This window comes from Pedobacter steynii (genome assembly GCF_900103665.1).
Taxonomy (GTDB): domain Bacteria; phylum Bacteroidota; class Bacteroidia; order Sphingobacteriales; family Sphingobacteriaceae; genus Pedobacter; species Pedobacter steynii.
The window spans coordinates 1-25,119 of the sequence record NZ_FNGY01000020.1 but is presented as its reverse complement, the minus strand read 5'-3'; the positions used below and the strand labels follow the sequence as shown (position 1 = coordinate 25,119).

The 25,119-nt window shown below is 41.9% G+C and carries 17 protein-coding genes, 1 tRNA gene and 1 pseudogene; 15 read left to right on the top strand and 4 right to left on the bottom strand.

Going from position 1 to position 25,119, the window contains the following annotated elements:
* Positions 1-2 precede the first annotated feature (2 nt).
* Genes BLQ87_RS32430 through BLQ87_RS32420 form a run of 3 tightly spaced genes read left to right on the top strand, consistent with a single transcriptional unit; the run spans position 3 to position 2,873 of the window.
* A complete protein-coding gene (locus BLQ87_RS32430) occupies positions 3-704 on the top strand; it encodes a phosphoadenylyl-sulfate reductase (RefSeq protein WP_074613060.1) in 702 nt (233 codons plus the stop codon).
* A 13-nt stretch (positions 705-717) separates the two neighbouring features.
* Entirely contained in the window at positions 718-1,623 is a 906-nt protein-coding gene (gene cysD, locus BLQ87_RS32425; RefSeq protein WP_074613059.1) for a sulfate adenylyltransferase subunit CysD, read from the top strand.
* Positions 1,623-2,873 carry a sulfate adenylyltransferase subunit 1 gene (locus tag BLQ87_RS32420; RefSeq protein ID WP_074613058.1) on the top strand — a complete coding sequence of 417 codons (1,251 nt, stop codon included), beginning with the start codon at positions 1,623-1,625 and terminating at the stop codon, positions 2,871-2,873. Before cysD ends, BLQ87_RS32420 begins: the two co-directional genes overlap by 1 nt.
* Positions 2,874-3,047: 174 nt before the next feature.
* On the opposite strand, the gene BLQ87_RS32415 is transcribed toward BLQ87_RS32420, so the two are convergent.
* Both BLQ87_RS32415 and BLQ87_RS32410 read right to left on the bottom strand, forming a co-directional pair.
* On the bottom strand, positions 3,048-3,764 hold the full coding sequence (locus BLQ87_RS32415) for a DJ-1/PfpI family protein (RefSeq protein ID WP_083362178.1): 717 nt from the start codon (positions 3,762-3,764) through the stop codon (positions 3,048-3,050).
* 102 nt (positions 3,765-3,866) lie between these two features.
* Positions 3,867-4,853: a GlxA family transcriptional regulator gene (locus tag BLQ87_RS32410; protein ID WP_074613057.1), complete on the bottom strand. Its 987-nt coding sequence runs from the start codon at positions 4,851-4,853 to the stop codon at positions 3,867-3,869.
* A gap of 567 nt (positions 4,854-5,420) precedes the next feature.
* On the opposite strand from BLQ87_RS32410, the gene BLQ87_RS32405 reads away from it, so the two are divergent.
* Both BLQ87_RS32405 and BLQ87_RS32400 read left to right on the top strand, forming a co-directional pair.
* Entirely contained in the window at positions 5,421-6,827 is a 1,407-nt protein-coding gene (locus BLQ87_RS32405; RefSeq protein ID WP_074613056.1) for a glycogen synthase, read from the top strand.
* A gap of 14 nt (positions 6,828-6,841) precedes the next feature.
* Entirely contained in the window at positions 6,842-8,116 is a 1,275-nt protein-coding gene (locus tag BLQ87_RS32400; protein WP_074613055.1) for a glucose-1-phosphate adenylyltransferase, read from the top strand.
* 4 nt (positions 8,117-8,120) lie between these two features.
* Here the strand turns inward: BLQ87_RS32400 and BLQ87_RS32395 are convergent, their stop codons facing one another.
* A complete protein-coding gene (locus BLQ87_RS32395; RefSeq protein ID WP_074613054.1) occupies positions 8,121-9,482 on the bottom strand; it encodes a sensor histidine kinase in 1,362 nt (453 codons plus the stop codon).
* Entirely contained in the window at positions 9,479-10,849 is a 1,371-nt protein-coding gene (locus BLQ87_RS32390) for a sigma-54-dependent transcriptional regulator (RefSeq protein WP_074613053.1), read from the bottom strand. Before BLQ87_RS32390 ends, BLQ87_RS32395 begins: the two co-directional genes overlap by 4 nt.
* 300 nt (positions 10,850-11,149) lie before the next feature.
* On the opposite strand from BLQ87_RS32390, the gene BLQ87_RS32385 reads away from it, so the two are divergent.
* The 10 genes and pseudogenes from BLQ87_RS32385 to BLQ87_RS32340 all read left to right on the top strand — a co-directional run bounded on the left by BLQ87_RS32385 (position 11,150) and on the right by BLQ87_RS32340 (position 24,916).
* Positions 11,150-12,394, top strand: coding sequence for an efflux RND transporter periplasmic adaptor subunit (locus tag BLQ87_RS32385; protein ID WP_074613052.1), 1,245 nt, complete (start codon positions 11,150-11,152; stop codon positions 12,392-12,394).
* A gap of 104 nt (positions 12,395-12,498) precedes the next feature.
* Entirely contained in the window at positions 12,499-13,197 is a 699-nt protein-coding gene (locus BLQ87_RS32380; RefSeq protein ID WP_073230917.1) for an ABC transporter ATP-binding protein, read from the top strand.
* 8 nt (positions 13,198-13,205) lie between these two features.
* Positions 13,206-15,557, top strand: coding sequence for an ABC transporter permease (locus BLQ87_RS32375; RefSeq protein WP_074613051.1), 2,352 nt, complete (start codon positions 13,206-13,208; stop codon positions 15,555-15,557).
* Positions 15,558-15,571: 14 nt separating this feature from the next.
* Positions 15,572-17,947 (top strand): ABC transporter permease, encoded by a 2,376-nt coding sequence (locus BLQ87_RS32370; protein WP_074613050.1) that lies wholly within the window; start codon positions 15,572-15,574, stop codon positions 17,945-17,947.
* 24 nt (positions 17,948-17,971) lie between these two features.
* Positions 17,972-20,350, top strand: coding sequence for an ABC transporter permease (locus BLQ87_RS32365; RefSeq protein WP_074613049.1), 2,379 nt, complete (start codon positions 17,972-17,974; stop codon positions 20,348-20,350).
* A 20-nt stretch (positions 20,351-20,370) separates the two neighbouring features.
* Complete coding sequence (locus BLQ87_RS32360; RefSeq protein WP_074613048.1) at positions 20,371-22,770, top strand: ABC transporter permease; 2,400 nt, start codon at positions 20,371-20,373, stop codon at positions 22,768-22,770.
* 33 nt (positions 22,771-22,803) lie between these two features.
* Positions 22,804-23,493, top strand: a complete 690-nt coding sequence (locus BLQ87_RS32355) for an ABC transporter ATP-binding protein (RefSeq protein WP_074613047.1) — start codon at positions 22,804-22,806, stop codon at positions 23,491-23,493.
* Positions 23,494-23,557: 64 nt separating this feature from the next.
* Positions 23,558-23,728: pseudogene (locus tag BLQ87_RS34215) on the top strand (ABC transporter permease); the annotation flags it as partial.
* Between the two features lie 142 nt (positions 23,729-23,870).
* Positions 23,871-24,668 carry an ABC transporter substrate-binding protein gene (locus tag BLQ87_RS32345; RefSeq protein WP_074613045.1) on the top strand — a complete coding sequence of 266 codons (798 nt, stop codon included), beginning with the start codon at positions 23,871-23,873 and terminating at the stop codon, positions 24,666-24,668.
* A gap of 166 nt (positions 24,669-24,834) precedes the next feature.
* Positions 24,835-24,916: transfer RNA gene (locus BLQ87_RS32340), tRNA-Leu, on the top strand.
* The last annotated feature ends 203 nt before the right edge of the window (positions 24,917-25,119 follow it).

The window sequence follows — 25,119 nt, the reverse complement described above, 5'->3', positions numbered from 1 at the left end:
TCATGAAAGTAGATTTAGCAGAAATAGCAGCACAAATAAAAGATAAAGATCCTGTGGAAGCGCTGAGGTATTTTGCCATCACTTACCCTGGAAAAATTGTTTTCTCTACCAGTTTCGGATGGGAAGATCAGGTGATCACACATATGATCTTTTCCAATGATATTCCAATCGAAGTGTTCACCCTGGAAACAGGAAGGCTCTTTCCCGAAACTTATTACGTGTGGAACCGTACGCTGGAGAATTATAAAAAGCCGATCCTGGCCTACTATCCAAAAGCAGAAGCCTTGCAGGAAATGGTCAATGCCAAGGGACCAAGCAGCTTTTATGAAAGTGTGGAAAATAGAAAAGAGTGTTGTCATATCCGTAAATTGGAGCCATTAAAGCGGGCACTTAATGGTAATGATTGCTGGGTTACCGGAATCCGTTCCGAGCAGTCTTTAAACAGACATGATATGGCCAATATAGAATGGGATGCACAAAATGAGTTGTTAAAGTTCCATCCCGTTTTCTTCTGGTCGCTGGAAGAAATAAAAGCCTACATCAAAAAACACAATATCGTATACAACACCCTGCACGATAAAGGGTTTCCGAGCATAGGATGCGCCCCTTGTACCAGAGCGGTACGGGAAGGCGAAGATTTCAGAGCCGGACGCTGGTGGTGGGAAGATCAATCAAAGAAAGAATGTGGTTTACATGCCACTTAGTAATTAAACGAAAATGAGTAAGTATAATTTAGATTATTTAGACGAACTGGAGGCCGAGGCGATTCACATCTTACGTGAAGTAGCGGGGCAATTTGAAAAGCCAGCATTGTTATTCTCCGGAGGTAAAGATTCCATCACCCTGGTGAGGCTTGCTGAAAAAGCATTCCGTCCGGGAAAGTTTCCTTTTCCATTAGTACATATTGATACCGGACATAACTTTGAAGAGACCATCGCTTACCGCGATAAAATGGTAGAACGATTGGGAGAGAAACTGATTGTTGGTCATGTTCAGGAATCTATTGACCAGGGGAAAGTAGTGGAGCAAACCGGGAAAAATGCCAGCAGAAATGCATTGCAGACGGTAACTTTACTCGATACCATTGCCAAACATGGCTTTGATGCCTGTATTGGTGGTGCAAGAAGAGACGAAGAAAAAGCAAGAGCGAAAGAAAGAATCTTCTCGGTAAGGGATGAATTTGGGCAATGGGACCCTAAGCGTCAGCGCCCGGAGCTTTGGAACATCTATAACGGCAAGATCCATAAAGGAGAAAACGTAAGGGTATTCCCAATCAGCAACTGGACGGAACTGGATGTCTGGAACTATGTGAAAAGAGAGAATATTGAGCTTCCTTCCATCTATTTTGCGCATTACAGGGATTGTATCACCAGAAACGGACAACTCATGGCGGCTTCGCCATTCCTGAATATGGATGAAGAGGACATTGTCGAAAATAAGAAAGTTCGTTTCCGTACAGTAGGAGACATGAGCTGTACTGCAGCAGTAGAATCTGAAGCAGACGAAATAGGAGATATCATTGCCGAGATCAGTGCATCAAAAATTAGTGAACGTGGAGCCCGCATGGACGATAAAGTATCCGAAGCTGCTATGGAAGACCGCAAAAAAGGAGGGTATTTTTAATGAATTTATTGAAATTTTTTACCGCAGGAAGTGTGGACGACGGAAAGAGCACGCTTATTGGAAGACTGCTTTACGATACAGATTCTATTTTAGCCGATCAGCTGGAAGCCTTACAGCAATCCAATCGTAAGAATGACGACGGGACAATTGACCTGGCCATTTTAACGGATGGTTTAAGAGCAGAAAGAGAACAAGGGATTACCATTGATGTGGCTTACAAATATTTCCAAACGGACAAACGTAAGTTTATCATTGCAGATACCCCAGGTCATATTCAATATACCAGAAATATGGTTACCGGTGCTTCTACTGCAAAACTGGCCATCATCTTAATTGATGCCAGAAATGGAGTTGTTGAGCAAACCATCAGACATTCCTATCTTGTTTCTTTATTGGGTATTGAACATGTCGTGGTAGCCTTAAACAAAATGGATATGGTAGATTACAGTGAAACGGTATTCACTGCGATCACTGAAAAGTATAAAACACTTGCCGCTGAACTTAAGCTGAAAGAAGTGACCTTTATTCCGGTTAGTGCGCTAAAAGGAGACAATATCGTTCATGAATCCAAACATATGGAATGGTATCAGGGACGTAGTTTATTACACTTCCTGGAAACGGTAGATGTAGAAGATCAGCAAAGCTATAACCTGGCCAGAATGCCTGTTCAGTGGGTGGTAAGGCCACAAACTGATGAGCTTCATGATTACAGAGGTTATGCAGGAAGGGTGCTGAGCGGTTCCTTTAAAGTAAATGATAAGGTAACGGTATTGCCATCTGGAAGCAGTTCTGTGATCGAAAGAATTGAAATCTTTGACCAGCGTCCGGAAGAGGTTCATGCCGGACAATCGGTTACACTTCATTTGAAAGACAATGTAGACATCAGCAGGGGTGATGTATTGGTAAATGCAGATCATTTGCCTCAGAACTCGAAACTGATCGAAGCAGATGTTTGCTGGATGGATACGCGTCCATTGGATGAAAGTATTACTTACCTTTTGCAACACAACAGTAAGGTTACGAAGGCAAAGATTAATGAGATTGTTTATAAAGTTGATATCAATACTTTGGAAAAACAAAGTGCGGTTGATTTTAAACTTAATGACATTGGCAGGGTAGTGATTAAGACCGCTGATGAGCTGGCTTTTGATCTTTATACGGACAATAAAGCGAATGGTGCTGCGATTTTAATCGATAGCAGGACGAATTTGACTGTAGCGGCGCTGATGTTCAGGGCTGTTGCGGATTAGATTTGTTGTTGTTTATCTCTGTTGATTTTTAGAGTTATTGCTTTTTAGCAGTATCCCTTTTAGAAATATTACTTTAAAAAAAGAAGCATTACTAATCAAAGGCTGGAATCTTTTGCGCTGAAGGAGCGCAAATCTTCCGATGCCTTTTCTTAGAATGCTTCTTTTTTTTGATAATTACTCCATGAAAGACAGGTCGCCATTCCTGTTGTAGATCATGATTTTTCCAATTTGATCGGCTATTTCTTTTCCGTTGATCAGTTCTACGATATGAAGGGCGCCATCTAATCCAGAGGTGATTCCTGCTGTGGTTAGCAATTTTCCATCTTCGATGAAACGAACCTTTTCGACGATTTCTATTTTAGGGTTTTGTTTGAGCAGATCCAGTGCAAGGTAATGGGTGGTGGCTTTCTTTCCGTCCAGAATCCCGGCTTTCGATAATAGTAAAGATCCGGTGCAGACAGACATGGTTAGTTTTGTCTTTTCATTTTGTTTGTTGATCCATTTAAAAAGTTCAGGTTGATTGTTCGCTATGTTAATGATTACTTCCGGTGCAGCACCCGGAATGATCAGGATGTCTGCCTGAGGCGCGTTTTCAAAAGAGTAAGTCGACTGCATCATTACGGTGCCTCCTTCTGAAGGGACCAACTTTTTGCTGGATGCGGAGACGGTATATAGGTGGTAACCCGGATCCATTACATTTGCTTTTGTAAAGACATCTATAGGACCATTTAGGTCCATTGCTTCTACCTGATCGTAGATTAGAAAGGCAATATTGATTTTCTTGTTTTCTTTTTTCAGTTCAAGCAACTGAGTTGCGGGTTGTTGTGCCTGACTGGTCAATGTGCTGAAGATAATTGAAGTTACCGTGATGAGGAAATTAACTGATTTCATGTTTTTGAATTGGATTGATATGTGAAATATTAGACAATACAGTAGTCATGCAATGGTTGAAAACCATCGTTTAAGTTGTTTAAAGCCCTTTGTGATTAGGTTTTAAGAAGAACCAAACAGATTTCGGTAATAGGAGGGACTGGTATCCAGGTGACGCAGAAATGCTTTTCTCATGGTATCCGCACTGCCGAAACCACATTTTTCAGCGACCTCATCAAGGGAGAACCTGGTTTCTTCCAGGAATCTCCGTCCTGATTCTACACGTAGTTTTTCGATGTATCGGGCCGGAGTACAGCCCGTTTCTAAATGAAATACCCTGGCGAAATTCCTTGGGCTCATCGCCAGACGGTTGGATAGGTTTTCTATGTTCAGATTTTCCTGCAGGTGTTTGGCGATCCATAACTGCAGTTCCCGGATTGGTTTTTTACTCGAGAGTTGCTGACTAAGCAGGTTACTGAACTGAGATTGGTTGCCTGGTCTGCGGAGGTACAGGACCAGATACCGGGCAATAGTTAAAGCTAACTCCGGACCATGATCCTCTTCTACCATTGCCAGCGCAAGGTCAATTCCTGCAGAGGCTCCGGCTGAAGTATACACATTGTCATCCTTAACAAAAATCGGATCAGGATTTACGCGGATATCCTCATATGAACTATTTAATTCATGGCAGTTCATCCAATGTGTCGTTGCCCTTCTGCTTTTTAACAGACCAGCTTCTGCTAAAACAAACGCACCAATACATACTGAACCTATTCTCCTGATCCCCGGCGCCTTCAACTTTACCCATTCCACGAGTTTTGGAAAGCTTTTCCATTCCCTATGACTGGGGAAACCGGCGATTAACAACGTATCAATCTGCTTGTCGATCTGATAAACGCTGTTTTTGGTCCTGATCACAATGCCACTTCTGGTACTGACATCAAGATCTTCTGTAGCCGATACCGTAAGCACCTCGTATTCTACCTCTATTTTTTTGAGTATTTCCGAAGGATAAAAATGATTTGCCCCCGTAAATACATCCGCGGGACCTATAATGTCAAGTGTCAGAGCATCAGGCATGGCAACAATAACAACTAATCGCTTCTCCATTGATCTTTATATTACGTCACAAAGGTACGGCTGCTCTACTCCGTCTGCAATGACAACTTTACGTCGTTTTCTGCCAAAAAATGACCTTTGCGGGATAGGTTTGTTTTAATAATTCTGGTCAGGTATCCTCGCAGCGGAATGCTTTTCTGCGTATTTGCAATAACGAACCCTTCTAAACACCTATAACAACGATCTCGTCCTTATCGCCTGCAATAAAAAAACAGGTTGTACACCTGCAATAACAAACCCTTCTAAACACCTATAACAACGACCTCGTCCTTATCGCCTGCAATAAAAAAATAAGTTGTACTCCTGCAATAACAAACTCTTCTAAATACCTATAAGAATGACCTGCTCCTGCAATAAAACCCCTGTTCTGCATCATGCTCTTCCCCCTTCCCCCTCTTAATTCCGGGTAATATTTATTCCTTAAAAAAGATTGTGCTGTGAAAAGACCTAGAAAATTTTGCAGCTCTTCGCTGCAAAAGATTTCAGTCTTTGAATAGCATATCTTTTTTAAGAAATAATTCCTAATTTAAGATACTTTTTAACCCCCTAAATAAAACTATGGAGATTATACACCTAAGTGCGGAATGTTATCCTATTGCGAAAGTAGGTGGACTGGGAGATGTTGTTGGCGCATTGCCAAAATACCAGAACAAGCTTGGCCATGTCGCAAAAGTGGTGATGCCTGCTTACCAGACCAAATTCATGCAGGAAAACGAGTTTGAGGTGGTTTATGACGGATGGGGAAAATTAGGTTTCCACAATTTCCCTGTGCGCATCTTCAGAGAAAAAACGAACAAGCTAGGTTTCGACCTGTACCTTGTCCACATCTCCGGACTGCTGGACCGGCCAAATGTTTACGGTTACGACGACGATACTGAGCGTTTTCTTGCCTATCAGATTGCGGTGCTCGACTGGATTACACAATGGGAACACCGCCCTGATGTGATTCATTGTCACGATCACCATACTGGTTTGGTCCCTTTTATGATGGCTTATTGTCATCAGTTTAAAAAATTGAGTACAGTACCTTCTATCTTAACCATACACAATGCACAATATCAGGGGCAGTTTGGTTGGGATAAGCTTCATTATGTTCCTCCCTTTGATTTATGGAAATCGGGTCAGTTAGACTGGAAGGGTTCCATCAACCCATTGGCTTCGGCAATAAAATGTGCCTGGAGGGTGACTACCGTATCACCAAGTTACCTAGAAGAGATCAGCTTTAAAGCAAATGGTTTAGAAGATTTACTTGCACAGGAGCGTGCCAAGTCTGTGGGCATTCTGAACGGAATAGACAATGAAGTATGGGATCCGCAAAATGATCCGATGCTGGAAAAAAAATATGCGATTCGTACCGTAGAAAATGGAAAGAAGGCAAACAAAGAAGCCTTATGTCGTGTTTTTAACTTAGATCCTCTGAAGCCACTCTTCACTTTCATAGGACGATTAGTCGGAGAAAAGGGAGCCGACCTCTTACCGGATATATTTTATAATGCTTTGTTACAGGCTAACGGAGGGATAAATGTGTTAGTTTTAGGTTCTGGTGACCCTCAGGTAGAAGGGAGACTCATGCAGTTGAAGGAAGCTTTTCCGGGGAACTATAATGCTTATATTGGTTATAATGAGCAGCTGTCCCATCAGATTTATGCAGGGGCAGATTTTCTGCTGATGCCAAGTAGGGTGGAACCATGTGGCTTAAACCAGATGTACGCACTGCGTTATGGGACTGTTCCGATTGTGCGGAGGGTAGGAGGATTAAAGGATACGGTGGTTGATATCGGGGATGGTGGTTTCGGAATTTGTCATGATCAGACCAGTGTTTGGGATGTTGGTCATGCGATAGGAAGGGCATATGAGCTTTACCATGATGAAAAGCACCTGAAGGAAATCCGTAAATATATGATGCAATTAGACCACTCCTGGGATAGAGCGGCACAACAATACATTGACTTGTACCAAATATAATAAACTGAATAGCTATGACTGATAAAGTATTGGCGGTCATCCTTGGTGGTGGCCAGGGATCGAGGTTGTCCCCACTTACACAAACGCGCTCTAAACCAGCGGTTCCTATAGCCGGCAAGTACCGGCTGGTTGATATTCCGATTTCAAACTGCTTAAACTCAGGCATACACCGCATGTTCGTTCTTACGCAATTTAATTCAGCCTCGCTGAATAAGCACATTAAGAACACCTATCATTTTAGCCATTTCAGTGCTGCTTTTGTAGATATTCTTGCTGCGGAGCAAACGCCTGACAATCCAACCTGGTTTCAGGGGACTGCAGATGCGGTAAGGCAGACCATGCATCATTTGTTAAACCATGAATTTGAGTATGTCCTCATTTTATCGGGAGATCAGCTGTACCAGATGGATTTCAACAAGATGGTGAATGCGCACATTGAAAGCGGCGTGCAGATTACACTGGCAACTATACCGGTAACGGAGAAAGAGGCACCGGAATTTGGAATCCTTAAATCCAATGAACAGAACATCATCACTTCATTTATCGAAAAACCTGCTGCGTCGCTTTTGGCCGACTGGACTTCTGATACCGGAGAAGAGATGCGTGCGGAAGGCCGTGAGCACCTTGCATCGATGGGGATTTATATTTTTAACAGGGACTTACTGATTAAAATATTTGCCGAAAATGCAGATGAGAAAGATTTCGGAAAGGAAATTATCCCAAGAATGTTAAATACTTATGATGTACTGAGCTTTCAGTATGAGGGGTATTGGACGGATATAGGAAACATATCTTCTTTCTTTGAAGCCAATCTTGGATTGACCGATGACCTGCCTAAATTCAACCTTTTTGACAGTCATCACAGCATTTTTACGCGTCCGCGCATGTTGCCACCTTCTAAGATTCTGGGAACTACGCTTGATAAGGCAATCATTGCAGAAGGTTGTATTTTACATGCGGAAAGTATTAAACATTCCGTTATCGGTATTCGTGCACGAATTGGAAAAGAGACAGCGGTTGATAGCTGCTATATTATGGGCAGTGATAAATATCAGATACTGGAAGAGATGGAGATCGACCTGCAAAACAAAAAGCCATGGATCGGCATCGGCGACAGGTGTATCATCACCAATGCCATTTTAGATAAAAACTGCAGGATTGGAAATGACGTTCAGATCATTGGCGGGGCACACCTTCCTGATAGCGATCATGCACTTTATACGGTAAAGGATGGCATTGTTGTCGTGAAAAAGGGCGCCGTTATTCCTGATGGAACGATCATTAAATGATCCCTTACTGATACCGGAAGACCAATGAGAACACCGTCTTTTCAAAAGGGATAGAGTTCACTTCAAGGCTTCCATGGTGCATCTTCATAATGTTTCGGGTAATGGTCAGGCCAATACCCGAACCATTTTTTCTGGTCGTAAAGAAGGGTACAAAGATTTTCTCAATCAGTTCCGCGTCGATGCCCTTGCCATTATCCGTTACTTCCAGGTATAACTTGTTCTGATCCAGTCGGTAGTTGATTTCGATCACCGGGTGTTCCGCTTCGTCCAAAGCATAAATGCTGTTGGTTACCAGATTAATCAGCGCCTGCTCCACGAGTTTCAAATCCATTTGTATGGTGATTTTCGAAGAGGTTTGTTCTACTTTCAACATGATGTTCCTGCCATTGGCAAAAGGCTGCATCAGTACTTTGATGTGTTGCAGGATTTCTCCGATGGTATGGTATTCCAGATCGGGTGTAGGAAGCTCTGCAATGAGGCGGTAGTCCTTTACGAAATCCAGTAGACCTTCAGACCTTCTTTTGATCGTTTTTATGGCCGGCTTTAAATCTTCAAGGTCCTCATGACTTAAGGTTTCCTTATTTGAAATCATGCTGTTCACCGTATCTGATAAAGAGCTGATCGGGGTAATGGAATTGAGAATCTCATGAGAGATGACACCAATCAACCTGTTCCATGCCTCACTTTCCTTTTGCTCAATTTCATCTTTAATATTTTGAAAAGAGATGATCGTATAATCTGTCATGTACAAATTAAGCGGGATCACTTCGGTCGACAGCTGGATGAGCTTGTCCTGAATTTTCAGTTCCATAAAACGCTTTCCACCTTTGCCAATTGCTTCGATCTCTTTCGAAAAATCCGGGCTGTGTTTTGCAACGCGGTGCCAGTATTTATAGGTTGGAATGCCTAATAAACTGGTTGCCGCCTGGTTAAAAAAGACAATTTCTGTTTGCCTGGCATCCTGTACATTGTCTTTGATCACGATTACACCAACCGGAACCTGTTCCAGAATGGTTTTGATGAGTTGAAACATGGAATCTTTTTCCAGCTGTATGTCCTTTTGGGTTTGTATGATGTCGTTGAAGGACTCATAAAGTTCAGGGAAACTCCCTTTTGTGGCTTTATTTCGGAAGTTCAGGGTGCTGTCGCGGGTTTTTACCGCAAGGATAAAACGCTTGATGTCTTCCCTGATCTGGTTGATATAAAAGTATAAATTCAGCAGGGCCGAGATCAGCAGGATACTTAATCCTGCAATGGTAAACCAGAGTTCCGTTTTTTTGATCAGGTAGTACAACAAGATGCCCAATACATTGATCAGGACCAGACGACTGATTAAACGGAAAGTGAAACGGTTATAAAAGGTCATAGGTCAAATTTTTCTATGCGTCTGTATAGTGCCGCACGGGTGAGACCAAGTTCAAGGGCGGCTCTGGAAATATTGCCTTTATGTTTGTCTATTGCTTTCTGAACCATGAGTTTTTCCATTTCTTCCAATCCCATTTCCGGTTGGATAATGGTATTTCCTCCGAATTTCTGAGGGCTTAATTGTAGATCGCCTGCACTGATTTCCATGCCATCAGCCATGATCACTGCACGTTCAATTACATGTTGGAGTTCCCGTACATTTCCCGGCCAGTGGTAGCCTAACAACAGGCTCTCGGCTTTGGCCTCGAATTTATACAGGCTTTTATGGTATTTGGTACTGAAGCTATGGAGAAAGTGGTTTGCCAGCAGAATAATGTCTTCACCACGTTGTGCCAGACCTGGAAGCAATAGCTCTACAGTATTGATCCGGAACAGTAAATCCTGTCTGAATGTTCCTTTGGTCACCATTTCATGGAGTGGCATATTCGTGGCCGTAATTAGCCGCACATTGACCTTGCGTTCTTTGCTCTCTCCCAGACGGGTAACCGTTCTGTTTTGCAGTACACTTAACAATTTTGCCTGCAGCGGTTGAGATAGATTTCCAATCTCATCTAAAAATATCGTTCCTCCATCTGCCAGTTCAAACCTGCCCGGTTTATCGTCTTTGGCGTCTGTAAACGCCCCTTTTGCATAACCAAAGAGTTCGCTTTCGAAAAGATTCTCATTCAGGGAACCCAGATCTACATGCATGAAAATATGATTTTTTCGTAGAGAATGCTTGTGCAACTCATAAGCGAAAACCTGTTTCCCTGTCCCGTTTTCTCCCAGAATCAGGACATTGGCATCCGTTGGTGCCACTTTAACGAGGGTATTTTGCAGGTGTTTAATGGGAGCTGAATTGCCAACAATATGCTCGAACTGCCTGGCCTGATCCTTTTGTAAAGAGGAATGGATCTTTTCCAGTTTCTTGACCTTTTTGTTGGATTGCCTTAAACGGGATGCCGCCGATAGGGTAGCGAACAGCTTTTCATTTTCCCAGGGTTTAAGAATAAAATCTGTAGCCCCCTTTTTTATGGCCTGAACAGCAAGCTCCACATTTCCATAGGCTGTCATTAAAATCACGACATAGTCTTTATCAATGGAAAGGATATGTTCCAGCCAGTATAACCCTTCACGTCCGTTACTCGCGCCTTTCTGATAATTCATGTCCAGGAGGATAATGTCTATCTCGTTATGACTGAGCAGTACATTGATTTCCTTAGGAGATTTACAGGTAACGACCTGATTGAAATGTTGTTTTAAGAATAAGCGTGCACTCAATAAGATGTCGTCATCGTCATCGATTACTAAAACATTTGCATCTATCATTTTTATGAATTTAACTGTACGGTTTGGTTTTCTTATTATTCATTATATGGCATCAGGCATCATTACCTTAATCCTGAATTTCCGGAGCGGCATCAGCTAAGGTGGTGCTTCTTATAAAAGCCCAGGCAGAAGCAATGGTCAAAAATAGTAGAAACTGTTCGATGCTGTACAGCTAGTGTCCGATTATGAACGCTTTTTGATTGATCTTTGATTTAACTTACTGATAATTAGTGATATAAATATGTTTTTTTCAATTGGCATACCCTTGGCTTATGGCTAATCACTAAGCGTAATACAAAAATGGATAAGATCATAGAGAAAAAGAGGTTCAATAAAAAAACAATATTAACCATTGCAGGGGCGATAGTTTTAGTGGGACTTGTGGCCTATGGATACAGCCTTTCATTAAACAAGGTATATAAAGCAGATGCAGAGAAAATCACAGTGAGCAAAGTTCAATATGGGGATTTCGAGGATGTTGTACTGCTCAATGCAAGCGTAGTCCCTTTAACCTCTGTAATTGTAAGTTCACCGGAAGGTGGTACCGTAGCAGAGATCTTTACTGAAAACGGAGCTTCGGTAGTGAAAGGAACTCCATTGTTGAGGATCACCAATCCGAATGCCTTATCTAATTATACTTCCAGCGAAACGAGCATTACCGAGCAGATCAATCAATTGAGAAAGCTGCGTCTGGATCTGGAACAAAATCAGAGGGTGATGAGCCAGGATATGATGGTAATTGAAAACAGTTTGAGAACTGCGAGCAGAAAGTATAAAATCGACAGCACCTTATTTTCTAAAAACGTGATCACCCGTGAAGAATTTAATATTTCAAGTCAGGATTACGAATATTTCCAAGGCAGGAAGACGATCCTGAAACAGGCCGTGAAACAAGAGAATCAGGGAAGGGTAATGCAACTCAAACAAATTGATATTTCCATTGGCAGGATGAATGAAAGCCTGGAAACGATCAGACAGAATATAGAGAATATGACGATTAAAGCTCCTGTGGCCGGACGTTTATCTTCTTATGACCCGGTAACAGGGAAGTCTTATGCCCCGAATGAAATGTTGGGTAAGATCGATGTATTGCAAGGCTATAAATTGCAGGCAGGGGTAGACGAATATTACATCAACAGGGTGAAAGAAGGGCAGAGTGCTAACGTAGAGTTTAATGGCAAGACCTATAAATTGACGGTCAGAAAGGTGATCCCAGAGGTTACTGCAGGGCAGTTTCAGGTGGAGTTGGTGTTCGAGGGGAAATCTCCTGATGAGCTGAGAAGGGGTCTTTCTATGCAGGTGAAACTCACCTTGTCTGACAACACTAAATCTTTACTCATCTCGCAGGGACAATTTTTCCAAAGTACCGGTGGCACCTGGGTGTTTGTGGTGAAGAATGGTAAGGCCACAAAAAGAAATGTGAAGATCGGACGTAAAAACTTCCTGTACTATGAAGTATTGGAAGGACTACAGAAAGAGGAGGAGGTGATTACTTCATCTTACGATCAGTTCAATCAGTATGATATTGTAGAAATTAGCAAATAGTGCATTAAAGACATAAATTTAGGTTAGTGTGCCCAGGATTCTTGCGTTGATCCGGGGCGCTAACCTTCCTTAAAAAGAACGCTTAAACGGATAAAAATATAGCCATGATAAAAATAGAAAACCTGGAAAAAGTTTATAAAACTGAAGAAATTGAGACTACCGCTTTAAATGGGATAAACCTTCATGTTAAAGAAGGGGAGTTTGTCTCTATTATGGGGCCTTCAGGCTGCGGAAAATCTACCCTGCTAAATGTAATGGGCCTGTTGGATAAACCAGAAAGTGGCAGTTATAAGTTCATTGATACTGAATTATTGAAATTAAACGATAAGGAGCGCTCCAACTTCAGGAAACGTAATATGGGATTTGTGTTCCAGAATTTCAATTTGATCGATGAGCTGACTGTTTTTGAAAACATTGAGCTTCCCCTGATCTATAATAAGGTACCTGCTACAGAACGTAAACGGCTGGTCAATGAGATTATCGAAAGGATGAACATCGTGAATAGAAGTGGACACTTTCCTCAGCAGCTTTCAGGTGGACAACAGCAACGTGTGGCGGTTGCCAGAGCATTGGTGACGAAGCCAAAACTGGTATTGGCGGATGAGCCTACAGGAAACCTGGACAGTTCCCATGGTAATGAAGTGATGGAGCTGCTTTGTGAATTGAATGAAACAGGGACGACGATTGTGATGGTGACCCACTCTTCTCATGATGCCAGTTTTTCTAACCGCATCATCAACTTAAAAGATGGGCACGTGATCTCTGAAAAGATCAATAAGAACCGTACAGAAGAACTTATATAAGTATTATCATGTTCAGACTCAATCTAAAAATAGCGTTACGAAACCTTTGGAAAAACAAGGGCTATTCTACTTTAAATATTTTTGGACTCTCTATTGGATTGGCAGGATTTATTATGATCCTGTTGTTTGCCAACCATGAACGGAGCTACGATACCTGGAATTCGGATGCAAAAGACATTTACCGGATTTCTATCAAATGGGGCCCTGGACAGGAAGAATATTCTTCAAGCCCTGCTGAATTAGCGCCTGCTTTAAAAGAAGTATTACCGGAAATCGTTGATTACGGTCGTTTTTATGTCTGGGACATGAAACAGCGACTGGTAAGTAAGGATAAGAATGAAAACTTTGTAGACCATATCATGGGGGTAGATAGTTCCTGGTTTAACCTGTTTCCCTATAAATTTATCTATGGGGATGCGAAAACATCACTGCTATCGGCAAATCAGATTGTTTTAAGTCAGAAAACAAGTGAGCTGTTCTTTGGAAAAGCAAATCCAGTAGGGCAATCGTTATTGATCAATACCAAAGATCAATATGTGGTGAGTGGCGTATATGAGGAACCCAATACGCCGGAACACATGGAACACGATGGTTTTGTGAAAAAGTCATCACCTGGTGACGGCTGGGGTAACGGGAATTATTATACGTACTTAAAATTGAAGGAAGGAACGGATAAAGAAGCCTTCGTAAGAAAGCTAAACCAGACTTTTAAAAAACTTCCTATAGTAAAGGAAGATCAGGGATTGAAAGAGGTAGAGATGTTCCTCACTTCAGTGCCCGATCTTTACCTGCATGCCAGCAGCGCTCAGGATCCTACCAAAAGAGGCAATGCTAAAATTGTGACGATTTTAGTCCTCTTTTCTTCTTTGTTGCTGATCATTGCCTGTATTAATTTTACCAATTTATCTATCGCACAATCTGTGAAGCGGGCTAAAGAAACCGGGGTCAGAAAAGTTTTAGGAGCCGCAAGAAGCAACCTGATTACTTACTTTCTTACAGAAACAGGGATCCAATGTGTGTTGGCTTTGTTATTGGCCCTGACCATTGCAGAAGTTGGGATGCCTGTTCTGAACCAGTTAATGGAGGTGAAACTCTCTCTCCTGAGTTATTCAAATCCGGGACAGCTGATCATTCAGCTCTCTTTGGTGATGACATTTGTTGTCATTCTTGCTGGTGGTTATGCCGCATTTTTTCTGTCGAGCTACGAACCTGTAAAGGTTTTGAAAGGAAACTTCTCCAGAGGAACGGGCAGTTTATGGATGCGTAAAACGCTTATTTCCGTACAGTTTATTGTGGCAACCGTGTTTATGGTGGCTTTGATGATCATTCGTCAGCAGGTGACTTACATCAAAAATCAGGATGCGGGTTTCAAAAAGGATCATGTGCTGGTGTTTAAGGTTAGGAAAGGCGACAACAGAAGAAATTTCAGTCAGATCAAAGAACGGTTGCTCAAAGTACCCGGAATAAATGCGGTGAGCCGTGTGAACTACTACCCGGGTGTGAAAGCAATGCAGGTGATTGACCGTGATTTTAATGGAGGAAAGGTCTCCAATCTAAGCACCATTACGGTTGATTTTGATTATTTCAAGGTGATGGGAATGCCTGCTCAAAGAGGACGTGTGTTCTCGGATAAATTTGCTACGGATAGCAATGCCATCGTAGTGAATGAATCTGCCGTTAAAAAATATGGTTTACAAAAGCTGATCGGAAGCAAATGGATTAACGATAGGGTTATTATTGGCGTGGTTAAAGACCATATTCAGAAAGGAATGGAAACTGCCGCTGAACCCACTGCATTTGTAGTGGAAGGAAGGGGAACAAATTCTGCTGATCATGTGATTTTAAAAATGGATGGGGCAAATACACAGGTGACGCTTGAAGCGCTCAAAAAAGTATGGACAGCTGTGGAGCCTTTTCCTTTTCAATACACCTGGCTGGATCAAAGTTTTGCGCAGGTTTATGTGCAGTATATCAGGCTGGATAAGCTCTTTAATATCTTTACCTATGTTACGCTGGCGATTGCTGTATTGGGTTTATTTGCGCTGGCTTCATTCTCCGTTCAGGAGCGTACCAAGGAAATTGGAGTAAGAAAGGTTTTAGGAGCAGAGACAACGGACATACTGAGACTGATCAATAAGAGCTTTTTAGTATTGGTTGTCATCGCGAACCTCATCGCCATTCCGGTTGCCTATATTTTATCCAGTAACTGGTTATCTGGCTTTGCGTACCGGACCAGCATCACCGTATGGCCATTTGTTTTTGCGAGTATCATCTCTGTATTGATCACTGTGCTTACGGTAAGTCTTCAGACCTTTAAAACAGCGAATGCCAAGCCTGTTGATGCCCTTAAATATGAATAGTCAAATTATATAATATGTTCAGACTCAACTTAAAAATCGCTTTGCGAAACCTTTGGAAAAACAAGGGATATACTTTGATCAATGTCGGCGGTCTGGCGATCGGTCTGGCTAGTTGTATGATTCTGTTGCTGTATGTGGCCTACGAATGGAGCTTCGATAAACACACGAGCGGATACGACCGTACTTATGTTGTTTATAACCATCAGAAAAGCGAAGATCGCATCGTGAGCTTCAGCTGGACACCGGGCGTGATGGCTGAGGAGCTGCGGACCAAAATACCAGGGATAGCCAGAGTTTCAAGATCGACTTATCCTGCTGAACATCTGATTAGCTATAACCATCAGAATTTCAAGAAAAAGGCGATGTTTACGGATACTGCTTTTCTTAAGGTTTTTGATTATAAGGTCTTACAGGGAAACAGGGATCAGATGCTGAAACATCCAAACTCTGTAGTACTCACCGAGCGTATGGCGAAAATCCTGTTTGGAAATGAAAATCCGATCAATAAAACGGTTAAAATGGGTGGAAAGGAAGAACTGATTGTAGAAGGTGTGATCGAAGATGTCCCCGTTACCAGCAGCCTTCAGTTTGATTACCTGGGTTCCTGGGAGATGTTTTTAAAGGAAAATCCATGGGCAAAGGGAAATGAAAGAGATTGGGGTAATAATTATTGCCTTACTGTACTGCAACTTCAGGACAATGACTTTTCTGAAAGGGTAAATGCAGAAATCAATGGCGTTTATAAGCGGAATCTGAAGGAAAGCAGGAATTTTGCCTCGATCCACCCCTTATCAAAATGGCACCTGTATGATAAATTTGAGAATGGAAAATCAGTTGGCGGTAAGATTGATACCCTTAGGATTTTCTTATTGCTTGCCTTTTGTATTCTGTTGATCGCCTGCATTAATTTTATGAACCTTTCTACGGCAAGATCTGAGAAACGTGCAAAAGAAGTAGGGGTACGTAAGGCGATTGGTGCGGCGAGGAAGTCATTGGTCGGCCAGTTTATGCTGGAATCTATATTGCTTGCCTGTTTTGGGATGGTAGTGGCCTTTATGTTAATGGAGCTGAGTCTTACCTACTTTAATGGTGTTTTAAATACAAATCTGGCGATCAATTATAGAGACTGGACGTTTTGGTCTGCGCTGATCGGGCTGACCCTGTTTACTGGTTTGGTTGCGGGGAGTTATCCGGCTTTTTACCTCTCTTCTTTTAATCCGGTGAAGGTGTTGAAAGGATTCAATCTGCCCGGAAATTCTTCCTTATCCATCAGGAAAGTCTTGGTGGTTTTTCAATTTGTATTTGCAGTTTGTTTAATCATATGCACGGTAGTGATCTATCAGCAATTGAATTTCATTAAGAATAAACCTGTGGGATACAATAGGGCCGGATTGGTCGAAATCCCAGTTGAGGGTAAATTACAGCGTGATGGAAAGATGAAATTACTCCGGGAACAGCTGCTGAAGTCAGGGGCAGTAATCAATGCGAGTGTATTCAGCAGAAGCTTAAGTCAGGGAGGAAACAATACCTCCGGAGTGAGCTGGCCGGGTAAAAATCCAAAAGAGGATGTCCTGATTAACTTTAGGTATACTTATTACGATTTCGTGGCCACTCTGGGCACGAAGATGATGATGGGGAGAGAATTTTCACCTAAATACACAGACAGTTCAAATGTCATTATCAATGAATCAGCAGTGAAAGTAATGAACTTATCAAATCCGGTGGGTACAGTGATTACCTGGGGAGGTAATCCAATGACGATCATCGGCGTGCTGAAAGATTTCGTTATGGAAACACCTTATCAGACTGTAACCCCCATGATTATGATGGTTAATCCTACTGCAGATGGAGAAGGGGTATTGGTAATGCGTTTAAACCCTTCGCAAAGCATTGGCACTTCTATGCAGCAGATTACAGGGCTGGTCAAAGAGATGAATCCTGATTTTCCCGTTGAGGCTACATTTTTGAGTGATAGTTTTGAAGCCAAGTTTCAGAATGAAAAGGTATTGGGCATCCTGGCGAACTGGTTCGGTGGATTCTCGATTTTTATCTCCTGTCTGGGGCTGCTGGGCTTAAGTTTATTCATGGCGGAACAACGCAAAAAGGAAATCAGTATTCGCAAAGTACTCGGCGCAAGTATGATGAATATTTTAACCTTGCTGAACAAAGATTTTATTAAGCTGGTTGCAGTTGCCAATCTGATTGCTTTTCCACTGGCTTATATTTTGATTAACAAATGGTTGTCTGCTTTTGAATTCAGGGTCAGTATTTCCTTTATTCCTTTTGCGATAGCCATCGGTTTATCCTTGCTCATTGCATTCCTCACTGTGAGTGCACAGTCGGTCAAAGTGGCAAAATCCAATCCCATTGATGCCTTAAAATACGAATAGACCAAACAATATAGCTACCGGAATATGTTCAGACTGAATCTTAAAATCGCTTTGCGAAACCTTTGGAAGAATAAGGGATATACGGCAATTAATATTGGCGGCTTAGCCATTGCACTGTCCGCATTTATCATGGTGGTGATGTATGTCGGTTTTGAAACCACGTTTGACCATCATATTCCGAACCATAACCGCATTTATCTGGTGGGAAGAAGTCTGCCTGATGGGAAGACAAATTACACCCCCGCCTCGTTGGCGCCATCAATGAAAGATGCTTTTCCGGAGATTGAAAATGTCGGAAGAAGTAAAAAAACAGACTTTGAGTTTGCCTTTAGTACGGATAAGGGAAGAGTTTACGGTAAAAATGTGCTCTCTGTAGATTATGAAATGGCAAAGATGTTTCATCTGTGGCCAGATAAGGGTTTAAAAAAGCCAGCTGCAGATGGCTATGATTTATATGTACCTCAGGAATTTGCCGATGTCTTGTTCCCCCGCAAGAATCTGACGTATCCCCGCTTGGTGTCCATTGGCCCCAAGAACGCCGGGCAGTCGGCAAATATCCAGGGTATTATTAGCTACCGCACGGATCACTCCAATTTAAAGTTTGATGCGATGGTTATTTTAAATGATGTTGGCGCAACTCAGGACCCTAAGGCTTTGAATTACCATACTTATATCGAAGTTAAGGCCGGCACAGATGTGGCTCAGCTTGAGCATAAGATCGATGGTTTGTTCAAAAAAGAGATGATTAAAAATGGGATGAGCGCCGATGACAGGATGATTTCCGGAAGATCGGTTATTTTTTTAGATCCTCTGGATAATTTACACTTGAAGCCCATTGCCGGAAACAATACCAATTATAAAATTGTCCTGGCATTAGGAGTGCTGGGTTTACTGGTGCTCGTGATTGCCTGTATAAATTTCACCAACCTGACCATCGCACAGACAAACAGGAGGGCAAAAGAAGTCGGAGTGAAAAAAGTGCTGGGTGCTTACCGCATGAATCTGATCTTTCAGTTTTTGATTGAAATTCTGATGCAATGTCTTTTAGCATTGGTGATCGGATTGGCACTGACCGAGTTGTTCCTCCCTTATTTTAATGGCTTATTTGAGACCTCTTTATCGCTATGGAAAGGCAATGGATCTCTGGTCTGGCAGCTACCTGTTATTTTGATCGTGATTACACTGATCTCGGGCGTTTACCCGGCATTGGTGTTGTCTGGCTTTAGGCCTGCTGATGTTTTAAAAGGAAACCTGCAAACGAGTTATAAGACCCTTTGGCTAAGAAATGCACTGTTGGTGACACAGTTTAGTGTAGCGATTGTATTTATCGCGGGTCTATTGATTGTGAGCACGCAGTTGAAATACATGAAGACGGAAGATACAGGTTTTAAACCAGCACAAGTGGTTTATATTCAAAATACGGCCTGGTTTAATCGCAACAATTTTGAGCAACTGAAGGCAAAGGTGAATGAAATACCGGGCGTAAATTCTTTTACGGCAACCTCAAATATTCCTGATGGCTCCAAAGCTGCAAAAAGTAACTATTCTTTTGAAGGAAAGGAACAAGGCTTAGACATGATTACTGTGGATTTTGATTACTTCGAAACACTTAATTTGAAAATTAAAGAAGGAAGATTTTTCTCTAAAAGCTTTAATACCGACACGGTAAATTCTGTGGTATTGAATGAAAGTGCAGTGTCAGCATACGGTATAGTCAACCCGATTGGGAAGACCATCAGAGGCTGTAAGATGGATTATCGGATTGTTGGCGTGATCAAAGATTTTAAAGCACAAGGTTTTGAAACGGCCGTAGAGCCCACTGTTTATACCATAAAAAATCCTTGTATCGCCAGTACTGAGAAGTACATGTTGATGGTCAATGTAGATCAGGACAAAATGGCTGCTGTTTTAGCCACCTTAAAGACAAACTGGAAGGATTTGAATAAGCATGATGGAGACGATTTCAGGTATGAATTTCTGGATGAGCTTTATGGCCGGTTATTTAAAAAACAAGAGCAGCTTCAATCGGTGTTTTATGGCGCAACGGTGCTGACGATTTTTATCGCAGTTCTGGGCCTTTTTGCTTTCTCTGCTTTTACGACCAATAACCGAAGAAAAGAAATTGCCGTCAGAAAGATTTTAGGGGCAACTGACCTTCAGGTGCTCCGGTTATTAAACAGCTTTTTCATTTGGGTGGTTTTAATTGCCAACCTGATCGGCTGGCCAATCGCCTATATCGTGGCTACAAGATGGCTGGATACATTTGCCTATAGAATAGATGTTCCCTTATTGCCATTTTTGTTTGCAGGAGTCATCAGTATGGTTCTTACGGTTCTTACCGTAAGCATTCAGGCAAGGAAAGCCGTAAAAGCAAATCCAGTTGACGCTTTGAAATATGAATAACATAATTATATATTAAAGATATGTTCAGACTAAACCTTAAGATCGCCCTGCGGAACCTTTGGAAGTATAAAGGATATACCGCCATTAACATCATTGGATTGTCTATTGGATTAGCGGGTTGCCTGCTGATCTTTATTTTTCTGAAGTTTCAGCTGAGTTTTGACAAGGGAGAAGAAAAAAGAGATCGGATTTACAGGATCGTTTCTTCCTGGGTATATCCAGAGGGAGAGTTTTTTACCAGTGGAGTTCCGATTCCCTTGATTCCCGCAATGCGGAACGATTTTTCTGAATTTGAGAAAGTTGCAGCTGTCCATCAGGGTGGAGGAATTCTGAAGATCAAAAATGAAGAAGGGGGCGCTGATATGAAATTGAGGCAGGACATCTTTTATGTGGAGCCCCAGTTCTTTGAGATCTTTAAAATTGAATGGCTTTCGGGAAGGCCGGAGCAGGCGCTTTCGCAACCGAATATGGTAAGCCTTTCAGAAAAGACAGCGGCAAAATACTTTGGAAACTGGAAAAATGCAATTGGTAAAAGTATCCGCTATGACAACAAGGCTGATTACAAAGTGACCGGCGTATTTAAGGATTTTCCGGAGAACAGCAGCTTTCCTTTTGAGGTTGTATTTTCTTATGCTTCTTTTGAAGATAAATTCGGTAAGGAATGGGGTTGGGTAACCAACAGGTCAGAAGGTTATGGTTTATTGAGAGAAGACCTGAAGGCTGCAGATCTGGAGAAGCCATTAAAGCAGTTTATTGATAAGCATTATATAGAGAAGTCGGCGGCTAAAGAAAAACATTATTTTCAACCGCTTTCCGAAGTACACCATGATGCACGCTTTAGTAATTTCAGGTATAAGACAGTGGCTTATAAAGAATTGATCGGCCTGGGGGTAATTGGTCTTTTTCTACTGATTACGGCATGTATCAACTTTGTCAATCTCGCTACTGCACAAGCAATCAGTCGCTCTAAAGAAGTTGGAATTAGAAAAGTTATGGGTAGTAGACGGAAGCAGCTTATCTGGCAATTTCTAAGCGAGACTGCTTTAATCACCGTTATTTCTTTGGGTATTGCCTGTGTGCTGACAGAGTTGGTGATCCCTAAGATGGAAAGTCTGATGGAAATTAATGTGTCTTTCCACCTTTTCACAGAGCCGGTTATTTTTGTGTTTATGCTCATTTTAGTCGTGTTCGTAAGCTTCCTTGCGGGACTTTATCCTGCCCTGATCATGTCAGGATTTAGTCCGGCATTGGCGATAAAGAATAAGATTAGCTCTGCCAGTGCAGGAGGATTAGGGTTGAGAAAGGTTTTGGTTGTTGCACAATTTACCATTACTGCAGTTCTGATCATTGCTACCTTGGTGGTGGTTAGGCAAATGGAATATATGAGGGAAAAATCCCTTGGGTTTGATACAAAAGCTGTTTCCATGGTCAATATTCCCGGAGATAGCCTCAGCAGGTTAAAATACGAATCGCTCAGGGAGCGGTTACTTCAATTGCCAGGGGTCCGGGACATTAGCCTCACAAGTGCTGCACCAATTTCATCAGGTAACAGAACCATCAGTTTTAAGTACGATGATCGTCCTGAAGATGAAAAGACCCAGTTGAACATCAAACAGGCAGATGAACACTACCTTAAGACTTTTAATTTACCGCTGATTGCCGGTAGAAATTTATCAAAAAGTGATACCCTAAAAGAATTTGTTGTTAATGAGCAGTTCCTGAAAACTTTAGGGATTGCAAATCCTTCGGATGCGATTGGAAAAACGATTGGTTTGGGAGGCGGAGCCAGCCCTAAGAAAATAGTAGGGGTGGTAAAAGACTTTAACAATATGACTTTTAAGAGTACCATTTCTTCCATCGCTATTTTTTCAGATAAGAATGAATATGCTGCAATGGCGATAAAGATGGATATAAAGGAAATGATGAATACGATGAAAAAGGTGGAGCAGGAATGGAATACTACTTTCCCTGATGATGTTTATGAAGCTAAGTTCCTGGATGAGAATATCCAGAACTTTTACAGAACAGAGCAAGTAATGGGCGTGCTTTTTAAAGTGTTTGCAGGAGTGGTGATCTTTATTTCTTTTATAGGCTTATTTGGTCTGGTGTCATTTATCGCTACACAAAAAACACGGGAAATTGCCATACGTAAAGTCCTGGGCGCTTCTACTTTAGAATTGGTGAAAATGTTGAACCGTTCTTTTTTATGGATGGTCCTGATTGCTAATCTCGCCGCCTGGCCACTGGCTTATATTTTTGCCTCTAAATGGCTGAATGGATTCGTTTACCGTATAGAAATCAGCATCTGGCCATTTATGATTGCTATGGTTTTGTCAGTGATCATTACCTTGGTAACGGTGAGCCTGCGCTCTTTTAAAGCAGCCAATACGAATCCAATAGATGCGCTGAAATACGAATAGCCTTTTTTTGATAAAAAAATAAAACATATAAAGATGATAGAGCTTAAAAATATAGAAAAATACTACGCGAATAAAGGAGTTAAAAGTTATATCCTGCGCCATGTCAGTACCATCATTAAGCAAGGTGAATTTGTTTCGATCATGGGCCCCTCGGGAGCTGGAAAATCTACTTTGTTAAATATCCTGGGAATGCTCGAAGAGCCAACTTATGGGGCATACGAGTTTATGGGAGAAGATGTGGTTTCTTTAAACGAACGGAAACGTATTGAGTTGTACAGAAACCATATTGGTTTTGTATTTCAGGCTTACCATTTGATCGATGAAATGACGGTTGCTGAGAATATTGAAGCCCCTTTGTTGTATAAAAAGGTAAGTAGTGCAGAACGAAAAAGCAGGGTTGCAGATGTTCTGGATCGTTTTAATATGGTCGCTAAAAAGGATCTGTTTCCCAATCAGCTTTCCGGTGGACAACAACAGTTGGTGGGGATCGCCAGAGCTTTAGTCGCACAGCCTTCCATTATCCTGGCGGATGAACCAACAGGAAACCTGCAATCTCCACAGGCACTTCAGATTATGGAGTTGTTTAAGAAACTGAATGAAGAAGAGAATATTACCATCATTCAGGTGACACATTCGGAAGTCAATGCAGCATATGGAAGCCGGATTTTACACTTGCTGGATGGGGTGATTAAGGAAGATATTGCCGTTCCGCAGGGCGTGTAAAGGATTTTTAATCACCATTAAGCCGAAGGAAATGTATATTCTCAATTTCAAGATTGCTTTAAGGAATCTGTTTGGAGGCCTTGCGATATTTATTTCCTGTCTCGGTTTGTTTGGCTTGTCCGCTTTTAGTGCAGAACAGCGGGCAAAAGAAATAGGCGTCCGTAAAGTTCTGGGGGCTTCTGTGTCTGGAATTGTGCAATTGTTGTCTGTCAATTTTGTGAAAACAGTCTTGATATTTCCATAGGCTGGCCGGTATTTGTGACTACAGGGGTTTCAACGGTGATGATTGCCCTTTTGACAGTGAGCTGGCAAGCCTACCGTGCTGCAAAATCAAATCCTGTGGATGCATTAAAGTACGAGTAGCTTATCTTTGCAGCATGCAGCGCAGTTTTACAGATCAGCTTAACCGGACGATAAGTGTCAGTTATCCGCCAAAAAGAATCATCTCTCTGGTTCCTTCTCAAACAGAATTGTTGTTTGATCTGGGCCTGGATGCAGAAGTGATTGGGATTACTAAATTTTGTGTTCATCCGGAATCCAAATTTAAGGAAAAGACCAAAATAGGGGGGACAAAGAAATTAAACCTGGATCTGATCCGCAGCTTAAAGCCTGATCTTATCATTGGTAATAAAGAAGAAAATGAGCAGTTGCAGATAGAAGCGCTCATGGAAGAGTTCCCGGTTTGGATGAGTGATATTTATGACCTGGAAGATGCAAAGAAAACCATCAGTCAAATTGGGGCCCTGGTAGACCGTGAACCTGAAGCGGCTTACCTGAATCATTTGATCAATGCCGGATTTAATGACCTTCAAACCCTGGCGTTGCAAAATAACCTGAATAAAAGTGTGGCTTATCTGATCTGGAAAAATCCATATATGTTTGCCGGAAGGAATACATTTATCAATCACTTGCTGGCTGTAAATGGGCTTAACAATGTGGTCAAAGAAAGCCGGTATCCTGAAATGAGCATGGAAGAACTTCGCCTGTTGAAGCCGGAACTGGTATTTCTGTCTTCAGAACCTTATCCCTTTAAAGAAAAGCACCTGGAAGAAATCAGTGCAGTTCTGCCGGAAGCGAAAGTCCTGCTGGTGGATGGAGAAATGTTTTCCTGGTATGGCAGCCGGCTGGTAAAGGCAGTTCAATATTTTTTCCAGTTTCAAAAGGAATTGTATTGAGTTTTGCCTGGGCGAACCTCTGCTCTTGAGGAAAGGAAAAAAAGATTGAAATTTAAAGCGTATAAGATCAATATGTTAGCTTTAACTATTGAAATTAATTGGAAAAGAGTTTTGAGTTTTAGAAACAATATCTATCTTTGCAATCCAAAACAATGACATCCTAACTGCGGAAGTGGCGTAATTGGTAGCCGCACCAGACTTAGGATCTGGCGCTTCACGGCGTGGGGGTTCGAGTCCCTTCTTCCGCACAAAACTAAACCCGATCCCTTCAGATCGGGTTTTTTATTTTAAGCGTTTTTTATCCGTGTAGCGGACCAGGGTCAATAGGTTTCAGGTGTACTCGAAGAAAAATAAATGGATCAATGCCAAAAGTTGTGGAGCAAGTATTAAAAATATAGCTTTGTATTTTTATATAGTTTCAATTTATGCCATCAGCTGCCGCGTCCTTGCT

Excerpts from the sequence above, each read along its gene's own strand:
- BLQ87_RS32430 (WP_074613060.1), top strand. The coding sequence starts at position 3 with ATGAAAGTAGATTTAGCAGAAATAGCAGCACAAATAAAAGATAAAGAT.
- cysD (WP_074613059.1), top strand. The coding sequence starts at position 718 with ATGAGTAAGTATAATTTAGATTATTTAGACGAACTGGAGGCCGAGGCG.
- BLQ87_RS32420 (WP_074613058.1), top strand. The coding sequence starts at position 1,623 with ATGAATTTATTGAAATTTTTTACCGCAGGAAGTGTGGACGACGGAAAG.
- BLQ87_RS32415 (WP_083362178.1), bottom strand. The coding sequence starts at position 3,764 with ATGAAATCAGTTAATTTCCTCATCACGGTAACTTCAATTATCTTCAGC.
- BLQ87_RS32410 (WP_074613057.1), bottom strand. The coding sequence starts at position 4,853 with ATGGAGAAGCGATTAGTTGTTATTGTTGCCATGCCTGATGCTCTGACA.
- BLQ87_RS32405 (WP_074613056.1), top strand. The coding sequence starts at position 5,421 with ATGGAGATTATACACCTAAGTGCGGAATGTTATCCTATTGCGAAAGTA.
- BLQ87_RS32400 (WP_074613055.1), top strand. The coding sequence starts at position 6,842 with ATGACTGATAAAGTATTGGCGGTCATCCTTGGTGGTGGCCAGGGATCG.
- BLQ87_RS32395 (WP_074613054.1), bottom strand. The coding sequence starts at position 9,482 with ATGACCTTTTATAACCGTTTCACTTTCCGTTTAATCAGTCGTCTGGTC.
- BLQ87_RS32390 (WP_074613053.1), bottom strand. The coding sequence starts at position 10,849 with ATGATAGATGCAAATGTTTTAGTAATCGATGACGATGACGACATCTTA.
- BLQ87_RS32385 (WP_074613052.1), top strand. The coding sequence starts at position 11,150 with ATGGATAAGATCATAGAGAAAAAGAGGTTCAATAAAAAAACAATATTA.
- BLQ87_RS32380 (WP_073230917.1), top strand. The coding sequence starts at position 12,499 with ATGATAAAAATAGAAAACCTGGAAAAAGTTTATAAAACTGAAGAAATT.
- BLQ87_RS32375 (WP_074613051.1), top strand. The coding sequence starts at position 13,206 with ATGTTCAGACTCAATCTAAAAATAGCGTTACGAAACCTTTGGAAAAAC.
- BLQ87_RS32370 (WP_074613050.1), top strand. The coding sequence starts at position 15,572 with ATGTTCAGACTCAACTTAAAAATCGCTTTGCGAAACCTTTGGAAAAAC.
- BLQ87_RS32365 (WP_074613049.1), top strand. The coding sequence starts at position 17,972 with ATGTTCAGACTGAATCTTAAAATCGCTTTGCGAAACCTTTGGAAGAAT.
- BLQ87_RS32360 (WP_074613048.1), top strand. The coding sequence starts at position 20,371 with ATGTTCAGACTAAACCTTAAGATCGCCCTGCGGAACCTTTGGAAGTAT.
- BLQ87_RS32355 (WP_074613047.1), top strand. The coding sequence starts at position 22,804 with ATGATAGAGCTTAAAAATATAGAAAAATACTACGCGAATAAAGGAGTT.
- BLQ87_RS32345 (WP_074613045.1), top strand. The coding sequence starts at position 23,871 with ATGCAGCGCAGTTTTACAGATCAGCTTAACCGGACGATAAGTGTCAGT.